Below are 14,014 nucleotides of genomic sequence, written 5' to 3'. Positions count from 1 at the left end.
CCCCCAGGCTTGTCACTTCGTGTACTTCTCCTGCCCCCTGAAGGGGGCCCGCGCCTTCGGGCGGCCGTGCGGCGCTCATACAACACTCCCCAGGTACGCGGCCTGCACGCGCTCGTCGGCGCGCACCGCCGACGGCACGCCCTCCACGAGCTTGGAGCCGAAGTTCATCACCACCAGCCGGTCCACCAGTTTCATCACGAAGTCCATGTCGTGTTCGACGATCAGGATGGTCACACCCTCCTCGCGCAGCTTGCGCAGCAGGTCGCCGAGCGCCATCTTTTCCTTGCGGCGCAGGCCGGCCGCGGGCTCGTCGAGCACCAGCAGCACCGGGTCGGCGGCCAGCGCGCGCGCAATCTCCAGGATGCGCTGCGTGCCCAGCGGCAGGCTGCCCGCGAGTTCGTGCGCGCGGTCGCCCAGCCCGATGCGGTCGAGCTGGCGTTGCGCCTCCTGCAGGATCTGGCTTTCTTCCGCGCGGTCCAGCCGCAGCCCCGCCTTCAGGATGCCCGAGCGCGTGCGCGAATGCGCGCCCAGCGCCACGTTGTCGAGCAGGCTCATGCGCGGGCGCAGCTTCACGTGCTGGAAGGTGCGCGCCAGGCCCAGCCGCGCCACCTGCCGCTGCGGCATGCCGGCGATGTCGTGGTCCAGGAAGCGCACCTGGCCGGCGCTCATCGGCAGCGTGCAGGTCAGCAGGTTGAACATGGTCGACTTGCCCGCGCCGTTCGGCCCGATCAGCCCGACGATCTCCCCGGCCTTCACGTCGAAGCTCACGTCGTTCACCGCCACCAGTCCGCCGAAGCGCTTGACCGCGCCGTTCACCGACAGCACCTGCGAGCCGCGCTCGGGCAGCATGCGGTGCGCCAGCGGAGCGACCGGCGCCGCGTCATGGCGCGACGGCCCCTGCACGGCGCCGCGCCGATGCGTCCACCTGCGCAGCAGGCCCATCACGCCGCCGCGCGCGAAGTGCAGCAGCAGGATAAAAAGCGCCGCGAAGGCCACCGCCTCCAGCTGGCCGGCGCGCTGCGTGAGCATCGGCAGCACGTCCTGCAGGCCGTTCTTCAGCACCAGCACCAGTGCCGCGCCCACCAGCGCCCCGGCCAGTTGGCCGAGCCCGCCGGCCACCGCCATCAGCAGGTACTCGATGCTGGCGCGCACGTCGAAGGGCGAGGGGCTCACGAAGCGGTTCATGTGCGCATAGAGCCAGCCCGCCAGCCCCGCGAACAGCGCGGCCGTGACGAACAACGACAGCCGCACACGGTACGCATCCGCACCCACGCTCGCCAGCAGCGTGGCGCCGCCGCGCAAGCCGCGAATCGCGCGGCCCGGCCGCGACTGCAGCAGGTTGTGGCTGAACAGGCAGGCCAGCCCGACGATCACCCAGATCAGGTAGTACATCGCGCGCGGCTCTGCCAGCGACCAGCCCGCCACCTGCAGCGCCGGAATGTTCGACAGGCCCGTGTGGCGCCCGAGCGCATCGACGTTGCCGAACAGCATGGCGATCGACAGGCCCCACGCGATGGTGCTCAGCGGCAGGAAGTGCCCGCCGAGGCGCAGCGTGAGCATGCCGATGGCCAGCGCCGACGCTCCCGTGAGCAGCAGTGCGAACAGCAGCCCGATCCACGGCGACATGCCCTGCGTGGTCGTGAGCCAGGCCGTGGCGTACGCGGCAATGCCCACGAAGGCCGCCTGCCCGAACGAGGTGGCGCCGCCCACGCCCGTGAGCAGCACCAGGCCCAGCGCCACCAGCGCGCCGATGCCGATGTCGTTGAGCAGCGAGACCGTGAAGCTGCCCGCCACCGCCGGCACCAGTGCCAGCACGGCGACCACCGCGGCGATCCACGCCATGCGTTTGCGGTTCGTGTTCATTGGTCCACCTCGTCTTCTTCCTCTTCGGCGTGCGCGGCCATGAAGGAGCGCAGCATGAGCACCGGAATCAGCAGGCTGAACACGATCACGTCTTTCAGCGCACCGCTCCAGAACGAGGCAAAGCTTTCCACCACGCCGACCGCGAGCGCGCCCACGGCCGTCATCGGGTAGCTCACCAGCCCGCCGATGATCGCGGCCACGAAAGCCTTCAGGCCGATGATGAAACCGGAGTCGTAGTACATGGTCGTCACCGGCGCGATCAGCACGCCGATGAGCCCCGCCAGCAACGAGGCGCAGCCATAGGCCAGCAGCGCCGTGCGCACCGGCCGGATGCCGACCAGCCGCGCGCCCACCCGGTTCACGGCCGTGGCGCGCAGCGCCTTGCCGGCCACCGTGCGCTCGAACACCAGGAAGAACAGGCCGCTCAGCACGATGGCCGCACCCACCATCAGCACCACCTGGCCGCTGACCGTGAAGCCGTCGCCCAGCGTGAACACGGCGCTGGTGAGCGGCGTGGTGCGCGAGCCTTCGGGCCCGAAGAACAGCAGGCCCAGGCCCGACAGCAGGAAATGCAGCGCCAGCGACACGATCAGCAGCACCAGCACCGACGCATCGGCGATCGGCTGGAACACCACCCGCGCCAGCAGCGGCGCGATCGGCACCACCAGCAACACTGCCACCGCGATGTGCACCGCCACCGGCACGCCGGGCCGCGCGGCCAGCCATGCGAGCACGCACGGAATGGCCGGCAGCACGCCCCACATCAGCACCGCCTTGGGAATGCGCGCGGCCTCGCCACGCCGCAGCAGGCTGCCGATTTCGGTGGCCAGCGCCAGCGCGGCCAGCACGGCCACCATGCCGATGGTCGGCGGCACGCGGCCGGTCTCGAAGGCCGCCAGCGACAGGGCCGCGAAGGCCGCGATGTCGCCGAACGGCACGAACACCACCCGCGTGACGGAGAAGATGAGCACCAGCCCCAGGCCGGCCAGCAGGTAGACGGCGCCGTTGGCCAGGCCGTCGGTGAGAAGAATGAGGGCCACGTCCCATGTCATCGCGCGGCCCTCCCGAAGAACGAAGGCGTGCGGTTCAAGGTGCGAGCTTCCATTGGCCGTTGTCGAGCTTGACGATCACCCGGGCGCGTTCGTCCACGCCGTAGAGGCTGCCGGGCTTGAAGGTGTACACGCCGTGCGTGCCCACCACTTCCTTGGTGCTGAAGATGGCGTCGCGCAGCGCCACGCGGAACTCGGGCGTTCCCGGCTCGGCCTTCTTCATGGCGCGCGAGGCCGCATCGGCGAACACCAGCCAGCCGTCGAACGAGTAGGCCGAGAAGGCGTCGCTGGTCGGTGCGTTGTTGACCTTCTGGAACACCGCGCGGAACTCGGTCGCGATCTTCTTGGTCGGGTAGCCTTCGGGCAACTGCTCGGCCACGATCACCGGGCCGGTGGGCATCAGCGCGTTCTGGCCGGCGGCGCCGACCACGCGCACGAAGTCGGGGTTGATCAGCCCGTGCTGGCCGTACACCCCGCCCTTGAAACCGCGCTCCTGCAGCGCCAGGAACGGCAGCGCACCGGGCGTGCCGGCGCCGCCGGTCATCACCGCGTCGGGGCGCAGCGCCACGATCTTGAGCACCTGGCCCGTCACCGAGGCGTCGGCGCGCGCATAGCGCTCGTTGCTCACCACCTTGATGCCGGCGCCGGGCGCGGCCTTCATGAGCGCGTCGTACACCAGGTCGCCCCAGGCGTCGGTGAAGCCGATGTAGCCCACCGTCTTCACGTTGTTGCGCTTCATGCGCTCGACCACCGCGTCGATCATCAGCTGCGTGGGCTGCGCGACCGTCATGACCCACGGGTTCTCCGCGGGGTCGAGCAGGATGGGCGTGAGGCCGATCATCGGCGTCTTCGCGTCGCGGCCCACCTGCGCCATCGCGATGGCGGCAGGCACGCCCGAGGTGCCCATGAGCACGTCGACCTTTTCTTCTTCGACCAGCTTGCGCGCGTTGCGTCCGGCCGTGGTCGGGTCGGAGCCGTCGTCCAGCACGATGAGCTGCACCTTGCGGCCGTTGATCTCGGGCTTGTAGGCCAACGCCGCCTGCATGCCCTTGGCATAGGGCACGCCCAGCGAGGAGTTCGGCCCCGACAGCGACACGCTGAGGCCGACCTTCAGGTCGGCCGCCAGCGCGCTCGCAACACCACAGGCGGTCAGCGCCGCGGCGAGTGCGCCGCGTGTCAAGGTCTGCAACAGGCTCTTCATGTCGTAGCTCCGGTGAGGATGGTAGGAATGGACAGGTAACTCAGATGAACAACTGGATGGCCGGCAGCGCGCGCGCCGCGTTGAGCAGGTCGACGCGCTTCTCGCGGATGCGCCAGCCGGCGGGCGTGCGAACCAGGTGGTGGCGGGCGGTGCCGCTCAGCAACACCTGGTCTTCGCCGCGTGCCTCGACGTAGAGGAAAGGCGTGCGCAGCCGCACCTCGTCTGCACTCTCGTGCTCGATGCGCGAGGGTTGCAGCACATGCTGGCTGTGGCTGGCCGGATGCTGCGAATGCGCGCGCGGGTTCTTCAGCCGTTCCACGCGCAGCTGCAGCAGCAACCGGTCTTCGTAGGCGAGCGAGTTGTGCGAGAACGGATCGGCCTGCGCCGCGCCGAGCAGCGGCACCCAGTAGTGGCCGTCTTCGGCGAACAGGGCCAGCCATTCGTCCAGGCGCCGCTCGTCGAGCAGGGCCGCCTCGTGGGCGACGACGTCGCGCGGATCGTTCATGGCGCAGCCTCCACGCCCGCCGCCATCGACTGGGCCCAGGCGCGGAACTGGTTGCGCATGAGCAGCTCGTTCGTGCCGTTGGTGGTGATCGTCGGTTGCGTGAGCTCGGCCGCATCGAAGTTGCGGTGCAGGCTCACCCATTCGTTGCCGCCGGCGCGCAGGCCCTGCTGGATGCTCTCGAACAGGTGCACGTCGTCGTGCGCCACCACCGACATGGGCGAGAACACGAGGCGGTTGTAGCTCATGGCGCGCTCGAACAGCAGCGCGGGCGCGCCGGCCGCCCTGAAGCTCCAGGCCTCGATCAGTGTGCGGTTGGCCGCCAGCGGCCGTATCACGCGGATGGCCTGAGGCGAACCCTTGACCGACAGGCTGGGGTAGAAGACCGAGTTCTGCGGCGAGCGCTGCAGGATCTCGGTGGCGCGCGCCTCGCCGTGCGCGGCGCGCATCGCGGCCTCGTACTCGGGCAGTTGCGCATAGTTGGAGTGGATGCTGAAGTTCACCCCCAGCACGCTGTGACCGTTGGCGAACACGCGCCCACCCATCTTGTCGAAGAATTCGTAGCCCGAGCCGAAGGGCAATATCTGCTCCATCGCCATCGGCTTGGGGTCGGTGGGCGCATGGCCTTCCCACAGTGCCTCGGCCGCCTTGGTGGCCGACTCGTGCGTGGACATCGGGTGCACCGTGTCGTTGATGTTCTCCAGGTACATCTTCCAGTTGCAATGCACGATGTTGCGCAGCACGCCGCCGCCCACGGCAAGCTTGCCTTCGGGCGAGCGGTCGACCATGTTGTCGATCGCGCCCAGCACCTCGCCGAAATAGTCCTCGAAAGCGGGGCCGGTGTCGGACAGCCGCACGAAGACGAAGTCGCGGTACACCTTCACATGCTTCACCACCGACAGCCCCTGCCCTGATTCACAGGCCTTGAGCTGCGTGGCCTCGTAGCCGTTCTTCAGCGGCACGCCGAGCGGAGCGCCGTCGAGCTTGTAGGTCCACGCGTGGTACGGGCAGCGGAAGAACCGGCCGGTGTTGCCGCTTTCGTCCGTGACCAGTTGCGTGCCCTTGTGGGCGCAGCGGTTGTAGAGCACATGCACCGCGCCGTCGGGCTGTCGCGCCATGAGCAGCGGCCTTCCTGCGATGTCCTGCGTGACGAAGTCGCCAGGCTCGGGCACCTGGCTCGCATGGCCGAGAAAGACCCAGGTGTTGGCGAACAGCCGCTCCTGTTCCAGCGCGAAGATCTCCTCGCTGAGGTACAGGTCGCGGTGGACACGGTCGTCCCGAACCAGCGCCGCGACAAGATCGGGGCGATTGCGGTAGGTGGTCATGGCGGTGTGCTCGGTGACTGGACGACGACTACGGCACCAGCTTCCACTGGCCCTTGGTCATCTGCACGATGACCACGCCGCGCTGGTCGGATCCGTAGCGATCGTCCGGCTTGAAGGTGTAGACACCGTGCGTGCCCACCAGCTCCTTGGTGCTCACGATCGCGTCGCGCAGCGCCGTGCGGTACTGCGGCGTGCCCGGCTCGCCCTTGCTGCGCGACGCGGCATCGGCCAGCAGCAGGTAGGCGTCGTAGGTGTACGACGAGAAGGCGTCCGTCGGCACTGCGCCGTTGACCTTCTGGTAGGCGTTGCGAAAGCCCATCGACACCTTCTTGATCGGGTTGCTGTCGGGCAGCTGGTCGGCCACCAGCACCGGGCCGCTGGGCACCTGCAGGCCTTCGATGGAGGCACCGCCCACGCGCACGAAGTCGGCGTTGATGAGGCCGTGCGTGCCGTAGATCTTTCCCTTGTAGCCGCGCTCGGCCAGCGCAAGGTACGGCAGCGCGCCGGGCGTGCCCGAGTTGCCGGCGAACACCGCGTCGGGCCGTGTCGCGACGATCTTCAGCACCTGCCCGGCCACCGACGAATCGCTGCGCGCATAGCGCTCGTTGGACACCACCTTGATGCCGGCGGCGTCGGCGCTCTTCACGAGCGAGTCGTAGGCCAGGTCGCCCAGCGCGTCGGAAAAGCCGATGAAGGCCACGGTCTTCACGCCCGACTTCTTCATGCGGTCGACCACCCCCGCGACCATGAGCGGGAACGGTTGCGACACCGTGACCGTCCATGCGCCTTCGGGGCCGGCGATGGTCACCGGCGTGGGCGAGATCAGCGGCGTGTTCAGCTCGCGGGCCACCGCGGCGATGGCCATGGCGCCGGGCACGCCCGAGGTGCCGATGAGCACGTCGACCTTGTCCTCGGTCACCAGCTTGCGCGCATTGCGCCCGGCGGTGGTGGGGTCGGAGGCGTCGTCGAGCACGATCAGCTGCACCTTGCGCCCGGCAATCTCGGGGTGCTCCGCAATCGCTGCGCGAATGCCCTTTTCATAGGGAATGCCGAGCGCGGCCACCGGGCCCGACAGCGAGCTGATGAAGCCGATCTTCAGGTCGGCCGCCAGGGCCTGCGAACTTGCCAGCGCAAGCACCGTGGCGCCGAGGATGTGGGTGAGTTTGTTCTTCATCTCAGGTTTCCGTGGTGTTTGTCATGCCGGGCTGGTGCTCAGGGCACCAGCTTCCACTGACCCTTTTCGAGCTTCACGACAACCCGCGAGCGGTCGTCCGAGCCATAGCGGTCCGTCGGCTTGAAGTTGTAGACCGAGTGCGTGCCGACCAGCTCCTTGGTGCTCACGATGGCATCGCGCATGGCCAGGCGGAACTGCGGCGTGCCCGGCTCCGTCTTGGTGGCCAGGGCGCGTTGCGCGGCGTCGAGGCAGATCAGCCAGGCATCGAAGCTGTAGGCCGAGAAGGTGTCGGTGGGCGCCGCGCCGTTGGCCTTCTGGTAGGCGGCGCGAAAGTCCATCGAGATCTTCTTCATCGGGTTGGCGTCGGGCAACTGCTCGGCCACCACCACCGGGCCCGTGGGCGCCAGCAGGCCTTCGACCGACGGACCGCCCACGCGGATGAAGTCGGGGTTGATCAGCGAATGCATGCCGTAGATCTTTCCCTTGTAGCCGCGCTCGGTCAGCGCCAGGTACGGCAGCGCGCCGGGCGTGCCCGACGCGCCGGTGATCACCGCGTCGGGCTTCAGCGCCACGATCTTCAGCACCTGGCCGGCCACCGACGAATCGCTGCGCGCGTAGCGCTCGTTCGACACCACCTTGATGCCGGCCGAGGGCGTGGCCTTCATCAGCGCGTCGTACACCAGGTCGCCCCACGCATCGGAGTAGCCGATGTAGGCCACCGTCTTCACGCCGGCCTGCTTCATCTTCTCGACCATCGCGCCCATCATCAGCGGCGCGGGTTGCGGCAGCGTCACCATCCACGCGCCCTCCTCGCCGGCCAGGTCGGCGTTGGCGATGGAGATCAGCGGCGTCTTCATTTCACGCGCCACCCCGGCAATGGCCAGCGAACCGGGCGCACCGGCGGTGCCGATGATGACGTCGACCTTGTCCTCCTCGATCAGCTTGCGCGCATTGCGAGCGGCCGTGGACGGATCCGATGCATCGTCGAGCTGGATCACCTGCACCTTGCGCCCGCCCACCTCCGACTTGTAGGCCAGCGCGGCCTTCATGCCCTTGTCGTACGGAATGCCGAGCGACGACACCGGTCCCGACATCGACGTGATGAAGCCGACCTTCAGGTCGGCGGCCCACGCGCCCGCGGCGCTCAACGCGCCGAGGCCCGCGGCAATGGCCGCGAGTGTGCGAATTCGGTTCAGGACTTTCATGGCGATGCTCCAGAGTGGTTTGGATGAACGTGAGGAAAGCAACAAAAAGAGGTCAGAGCGCCAGGCTGCCGACGCTGGTGCCGCCGCAGACATACAGCACCTGCCCGGTGACGAAACTGTTGTCGGCGTCGGCAAAGAAACGCACGGCGCGTGCCACGTCGGCCGATTCGCCCAGGCGCCTGACGGGCACCGAAGCGGCGAGCGCGCGTTCCTTCTCGCTGCCGGCCTCGACCACGTCGTAGAACATGTCCGTGCGAATGGGCCCCGGGGCCACCACGTTCACGGTGATGCCGTCAGCCGCGAGCTCCAGCGCCCAGGTGCGGGCCATGCCGAGCATGCCGGCCTTGGTGGCCGAGTAGCTGGTGCGCGTGGCCAGGCCGAGCGCGGCGCGCGACGACAGCAGCACCACGCGACCGAAACCTTGTGCGCGCATGGCGGGCAATGCGCCTTGCACGAGCTGCACGGCGCAGCCCAGGTGCAGATCGACCAGCATGTCGAGGTCGTCGAGCTTCACGTCGGGCAACAGGGCCGCACGGATCACGCCGGCGTTGTGCACGATGGTGGTCGGCGCAAACCGCGCGACCAGGTCGCGCACGGCTTCGCCGGTGGCGGCGCGGTCGCTCAGGTCGACCTCCATGCTGTGCAGCTTTGGATGGTCGATCTCGGCCTTGCGGCGCGCGAGCGAAATCACCTCGTAGCCCTGCGCGAGCAGGTCTTCGCAGATGGCCTTGCCGATGCCGGCGCTGCCGCCGGTGACGGCCGCGACCTTCGGTGCGCTCATGCCGACGCTCCCACCAGGGCCAGCACGCGCAGTGGGCTCCCGCTGCCCTTCTCGATCTTCAACGGCGGGCAGATCAGCACCGCGCCGGCGGGCGGCAGCAGGTCGAGGTTGCTCAGGCACTGCAGCCCGTAGCGCCCCGCGCCGTGCATGTAGTAGTGGCACGGATACGGCGGCCGCAGGTGATAGCCCTGGCCCGCGTCGGTGCCGATGGCCTCCGAGCCGAAGCCCAGCACGTCGCGCTGCTCCACCAGGAAGCGCACAGCCTCGGTGCTCGGCCCCGGCGTGTGCTGGCCGGTCTCGTCGAAGTTCTGGTACGCCTCGGGGTCGCTGCGCTTGGACCAGTCGGTGCGCATCAGGACCCACGCGCCCTTCGGGATGCGGCCGTGCGCCGCCTCGTAGGCCTCGATGTCCTCGAGCGTCAGCAGGTAGTCGGGGTCGTCCTTGACTTGCGGCGAGCAGTCGATCACGCAGGCCGGTGCCACGAAGTTCTGCACGGGAATGGTGTCGACCGAGTTGTTCGGCAGGTCGCGGCCCGAGATCCAGTGGATGGGCGCATCGAAGTGCGTACCCGTGTGCTCGCCGCAGGAAAAGTTGTTCCAGTACCAGCCCGGGCCGCGCTCGTCGTACTTCGACACTTCCTCGATGCGGAAAGGCCAGCATTGGCCCATCTCGGGCGGCAGCGCAATCTGCGGGAACTCGGGCGTGAGCGTCTGTGTGAGGTCGATCACGCGGATGCGGCCGCTGGCCATCGCGGTCACGAGGCCGCCGAGAATTTCTGCCGCGGACATCAGTTCGGTGGTTGTCGTCATCGTGTGTTCCTGTCTCAGCCGCCTGCGGCCAGCTCGCGTTCGAGCACCTTGGGGTTGTCGCGCCAGCGCTCCAGCCATTCCTGCGCCACGTCGCCCGGGTAGATGTCCTCGACACCATCGCGCAGCGCCTTGACGATGGCATTGGCCAATGCCGTGGGTGCGAGCTTGGGCGGCGGCGTGTGCTGGTTCCATTCGTCGTCGATGGGCCCCGGGAACACGTTGATCACGCGGATGCCGGCCGGCCGCATCTCCGCGCGCAGGCATTGCGCGAGCGAATGCGCCGCCGCCTTCGAGGCGCTGAAGGTGCCGTGCGGCGGAAAGTTGCTGAGCGCGTAGATCGACAGCAGGTTGACCCAGGCCGTTGCACCCGTCGTGCCATCGGCAGAGCGGCCCTTGAGCGCGGGGCCGAACTCCTGCGCCAGGCGCAGCAGGCCGAAGTAGTTGATGTCCATCTCGGCCTTGGCCACGTCGGTGCCACGGCGCGCGCCGATGCCGAAGGTGCGGTGCACCTCGGCGTTGTTGATCACGATGTCGACCTTGCCGCCGATGGAGCCCGCAAGCTCCGTCACCTGGCGGCCATTGGTCAGGTCCAGCGGCACCAGCGTGACCTGCGGCAGCGCGGAGATGTCGTCCAGCCCGTCGCCCATCTTCTTCCAGGGCTCGGCATGGCCGACCCAGACGATGTCTGCGCCAGCCTTCACCAGCGCGCGCACGATGGCCTGGCCGGTCTCGGTCTTGCCGTCGGTCACCAGCGCCTTGCGGAACTTGGGGTCGCTGGTCATCTCGCGCAGCATCTTGTCGTCGGCCATGTGGGGACTCCCTTCATTCGGAAAACCAATGAGAACGGCCTGGCCGGAGCGGTCGAGCCGGGCGCCGACACGGACGCGCGGAAGCGCGTCCCCGTCTGAATGCCCGCAGGTGGGCGCATCGCCCACCTCGCCGTGCAGGTGGACCATGAGCGTGGGGCCTGCATCGAGGTGCACCAGCCCCAGCCGCCAGGGCAGCCGCTCGCGAAAGAACAGGTCGTTGCTGTGGTGCAGCGTGGTGCTGCCGAGCAGTTCGCCCTCGCCGCTCTGCGCACGCCAGCGCAGGGCGGCCGACAGGCACTTGTGGCAGACCTCGCGCGGCGGGTACTGCACCGTGCCGCAGTCCTCGCAGGTCTGCAGTTCGAAGCGGCCCTCGGCGGCAGCCGCCGTGAGGCCGAGCGCCACGCGGCCGCGCGCGCCGGGCGGCAGGTTCATCTGCCGGGTGCGCAGCACCGGGTTCTTGCGCGGGGGGCGCATCAGGGGCATGGTCATGCGGCTCTCCCGAGGATGACGGCGCCTGTGCACAGGCAGCGGTCGTAGGTCACCATGCCGAAGCCGGCGACCAGGCCCAGTTGGGCATCGGGCACCGAACGCGGCCCAGCTTCATCTGTCAATTGGCGGATCGCCTCGACCATGCCGAGGAAGCCTCCGGCCGCGCCCGCTTGGCCAGCGGACAGCTGCCCGCCGCTGGTGTTGTTCGGAAAGCTGCCGTCGAAGGTCATGGTGTGCGACTGCACGAAGGCCGGGCCCTCGCCCTTCTCGCAGAAGCCCAGGTCCTCGAACTGCATCATTGCGATGACGGGGTAGTCGTCGTAGGTCTGCACGAAGTCCAGCGCGGTAGGGGGCACACCAGCCTGCGCGTACAGGTCGTCGCGGTCCTTGCGCCAGCCGCCCTGCACCATCACCGGGTCTTCGGCATAGGCGTTGTGGCGTTCGATGGCGCCGCGGATCACCACGTGCGCCAGGCCCAGGTCGCGTGCGCGCTCCTCGCTCATCACCAGGAAGGCCTCGGCACCGGCGCAGGGCATCACGCAGTCGAACAGGTGGATCGGGTCGGAGATGGGGCGCGCCGCCATGTACTCGTCGAGGGTCAGCGCCTTCTTGAACATCGCGTTCGGGTTGCCGAGCGCGTTGGTGCGCTGGTCCACGCAGATGCGGCCGAAGTCTTCGCGCCGCGCGCCGTAGATCCGCATGTAGTTGGCGGTGATGAACGCGAAGATCGAGTTCGGCCCGCCCGAGCCGTAGGGGTAGCTCGCGTCACGCGCAAAGTTGCTGAAGCTGCCCAGCGTCTGGCGGAAGGAGTCGACATGGTTGGTGTCCGCGCCCACGCAGGCCACGATGTCGGCATCGCCCGCCTGCACGGCGCGCGCGGCGCGGCGCAGGCACATCACGCCCGACGCACCGCCTGTGGGCACGTGGTCGAGCCAGCGCGGCGACAGGCCCAGGTGCTGCGTGACGCCCACGGCCGTGTCGGGCGCGAGCGAGAAGCTGCTGAGGCACAGGCCGTCGATCTGTTCCTTCGGCACGCCGCTGGCTTCGACCAGCGCCTGCACGGCCTGCCCGATGAACCAGTGCGCGGTGCGCGTGGAATAGCGCACGTAGGGCACGGTGACGGGCACCGCGACCGCGACGCCTTCGTAGGAGAGCCGGCGTGCCGTCATGCGTGCCCTGCCTGTCTTTTCTTCATGGCGCGCGTGTCGATGCAGTGGCCCTGCCCCGGCAGCGACTGCGCCATTTCGCGCAGCTGGCCGCGCTGGATCTTCTGCGACGGCGTGAGCGGCAGCGCGTCCACGAAGGCCACATAGCCGGGCGCCTTGTAGTAGGCCAACTGGTCCAGCGCATGTTGAACGATGCTGGCCGCGGTTTGCGCGGGCTGCGAGGCGTCCGCGTCTTCGCGCATCACGATGCAGGCCAGCACCTCGTCGCCGCGCACCGCATCGGGCGTGGCGGCCACGGCCGAGGTCTTCACGGCCGGGTGCTGGTTGAGCACGCTCTCGACCTCGACGGCCGAGATGTTCTCGCCGCTGCGGCGGATCACGTTCTTCTTGCGGTCGACGAAGAAGAAGTTACCCTCGGCATCGCGGCGCACCAGGTCGCCGGTGTGGAACCAGCCGTCGGCCCAGGCTTCGCGCGTGGCCTCCTCGTCCTTCAGGTAGCCGGAGAAGAAGTAGCGCTTCGGGTCGTTGCCGGCCGAGCGCACCAGCAGTTCGCCCGGTGCATCGACGCCGACTTCGCCGCCGTCCTCGCCCACGAGGCGGATCTCGACGAAGTCTTCCTGCCGCCCGAAGCAGCTGGTGCCCACCAGGCGCGGCTCGCGGTTGGCCATGATGCAGGCGGCTGCGCCGGTCTCGGTCATGGCCCAGGCTTCGACCAGCGGGAAGCCGAAGCGCGCTTCGAAAGGTGCGTGGTTCTTGCGGTCCACGCCGGCGCCGAAGCCCCAGCGAATCGCATGGTCGCGGTCGGCCGCCGACGCGGGCGCCGACAGCAGCATGGCCGGCATCACGCCCAGGTAATGCACGATGGTGGCGCCGCTCTCCTTGGCGCTGGCCAGCCAAGTCTTCGGATGGAAGCGGTCGAGTTGCACCAGGCAGCCGCCCGCCACCAGCACCACCATGGTGGAAAACGCCATCGCGTTCATGTGGTTGAGCGGCAGCGGCGTGATGACACGCTCGGCGTCGGGGCGAATGCCGCACACGCCGTCCAGCGCGGCATACCACTCGCCGGCACGCAGGAAGTAGGCGTTGGCGAGGATGCAGCCCTTGGGCCGGCCCGTGGTGCCCGAGGTGTAGAGCAGGCCGCACTCAGTATCGGCGCCCACGGGCTCATGGGCACGCGGTGCGGGTGTCTTCGCGCTCGGCACCGCATCGTCGGGGCCCATCGTCTCGAAGGCCACGCCCGCCAGCGCCGCCGCGGCGCGCAGGTCGGCCGCGCGGCCCGGCAGCGTCACGGCCAGGCCGATTTCGCTGTGCCCGATCAGGTAGACCAGTTCGGCCGAGCGCATGTCGGCGTTGATGGGCACCACGCTCGCGCCCAGTGCGTTCAGCGCGAGCCAGTGGAAGATGAAGGCGGGCCTGTTCTCCAGCAGCAGGCCGACGCGGTGGCCGTGGCCGTAGCCGGCCTGGGCATAGGCCGCGCGCAGGCGCTCGACCTCTGCCGCCGCCTCGCCCCAGCGGATCGCGCCGGGCGCGATGCCATAGGCGGCTGCGGTCACCGATTCGGTGAACAGGAACTCGGCCTGCGGCGTGCGCCTGGCAGTCGCTGTGAAGACCTGGTGGACGGTGTCGTGTGCCATCTCGTCC

General features: G+C 68.9%; 12 protein-coding genes. All 12 read right to left on the bottom strand.

Annotation, left to right across the window (positions count from 1 at the left end):
• Positions 1 to 75 precede the first annotated feature (75 nt).
• Genes AC0IYU_RS11960 through AC0IYU_RS11905 form a run of 12 tightly spaced genes read right to left on the bottom strand, consistent with a single transcriptional unit; the run spans position 76 to position 14,007 of the window.
• On the bottom strand, positions 76 to 1,863 hold the full coding sequence (locus tag AC0IYU_RS11960) for a branched-chain amino acid ABC transporter ATP-binding protein/permease (protein ID WP_472116818.1): 1,788 nt from the start codon (positions 1,861 to 1,863) through the stop codon (positions 76 to 78).
• The gene (locus tag AC0IYU_RS11955) at positions 1,860 to 2,915 is read right to left on the bottom strand and encodes a branched-chain amino acid ABC transporter permease (protein ID WP_435435370.1); all 1,056 of its coding nucleotides are present in this window, start codon (positions 2,913 to 2,915) and stop codon (positions 1,860 to 1,862) included. Before AC0IYU_RS11955 ends, AC0IYU_RS11960 begins: the two co-directional genes overlap by 4 nt.
• Before the next feature lie 34 nt (positions 2,916 to 2,949).
• The gene (locus tag AC0IYU_RS11950) at positions 2,950 to 4,113 is read right to left on the bottom strand and encodes an ABC transporter substrate-binding protein (RefSeq protein ID WP_472116815.1); all 1,164 of its coding nucleotides are present in this window, start codon (positions 4,111 to 4,113) and stop codon (positions 2,950 to 2,952) included.
• 40 nt (positions 4,114 to 4,153) lie between these two features.
• The gene (locus AC0IYU_RS11945) at positions 4,154 to 4,618 is read right to left on the bottom strand and encodes an aromatic-ring-hydroxylating dioxygenase subunit beta (protein WP_472116812.1); all 465 of its coding nucleotides are present in this window, start codon (positions 4,616 to 4,618) and stop codon (positions 4,154 to 4,156) included.
• The gene (locus AC0IYU_RS11940; RefSeq protein ID WP_472116810.1) at positions 4,615 to 5,940 is read right to left on the bottom strand and encodes an aromatic ring-hydroxylating dioxygenase subunit alpha; all 1,326 of its coding nucleotides are present in this window, start codon (positions 5,938 to 5,940) and stop codon (positions 4,615 to 4,617) included. Before AC0IYU_RS11940 ends, AC0IYU_RS11945 begins: the two co-directional genes overlap by 4 nt.
• A gap of 28 nt (positions 5,941 to 5,968) precedes the next feature.
• Positions 5,969 to 7,114 carry an ABC transporter substrate-binding protein gene (locus AC0IYU_RS11935; RefSeq protein WP_472116807.1) on the bottom strand — a complete coding sequence of 382 codons (1,146 nt, stop codon included), beginning with the start codon at positions 7,112 to 7,114 and terminating at the stop codon, positions 5,969 to 5,971.
• Between the two features lie 38 nt (positions 7,115 to 7,152).
• Positions 7,153 to 8,319: an ABC transporter substrate-binding protein gene (locus AC0IYU_RS11930; RefSeq protein ID WP_472116803.1), complete on the bottom strand. Its 1,167-nt coding sequence runs from the start codon at positions 8,317 to 8,319 to the stop codon at positions 7,153 to 7,155.
• A 52-nt stretch (positions 8,320 to 8,371) separates the two neighbouring features.
• Positions 8,372 to 9,100 carry an SDR family oxidoreductase gene (locus AC0IYU_RS11925; RefSeq protein WP_472116800.1) on the bottom strand — a complete coding sequence of 243 codons (729 nt, stop codon included), beginning with the start codon at positions 9,098 to 9,100 and terminating at the stop codon, positions 8,372 to 8,374.
• Entirely contained in the window at positions 9,097 to 9,909 is an 813-nt protein-coding gene (locus tag AC0IYU_RS11920) for a cyclase family protein (protein WP_472116797.1), read from the bottom strand. The genes AC0IYU_RS11925 and AC0IYU_RS11920 overlap by 4 nt, the downstream gene beginning before the upstream one ends.
• 14 nt (positions 9,910 to 9,923) lie before the next feature.
• Entirely contained in the window at positions 9,924 to 11,207 is a 1,284-nt protein-coding gene (locus AC0IYU_RS11915; RefSeq protein WP_472116794.1) for an SDR family NAD(P)-dependent oxidoreductase, read from the bottom strand.
• Positions 11,204 to 12,376, bottom strand: coding sequence for a thiolase family protein (locus AC0IYU_RS11910; protein ID WP_435483148.1), 1,173 nt, complete (start codon positions 12,374 to 12,376; stop codon positions 11,204 to 11,206). The genes AC0IYU_RS11915 and AC0IYU_RS11910 overlap by 4 nt, the downstream gene beginning before the upstream one ends.
• Entirely contained in the window at positions 12,373 to 14,007 is a 1,635-nt protein-coding gene (locus AC0IYU_RS11905) for an AMP-binding protein (protein ID WP_435483147.1), read from the bottom strand. The genes AC0IYU_RS11910 and AC0IYU_RS11905 overlap by 4 nt, the downstream gene beginning before the upstream one ends.
• Positions 14,008 to 14,014 lie beyond the last annotated feature (7 nt).

The organism is Variovorax sp. AC103, from assembly GCF_979254005.1.
Note: the sequence above shows the minus strand (reverse complement) of the source record. Positions and strands in the feature narration are given on the sequence as shown.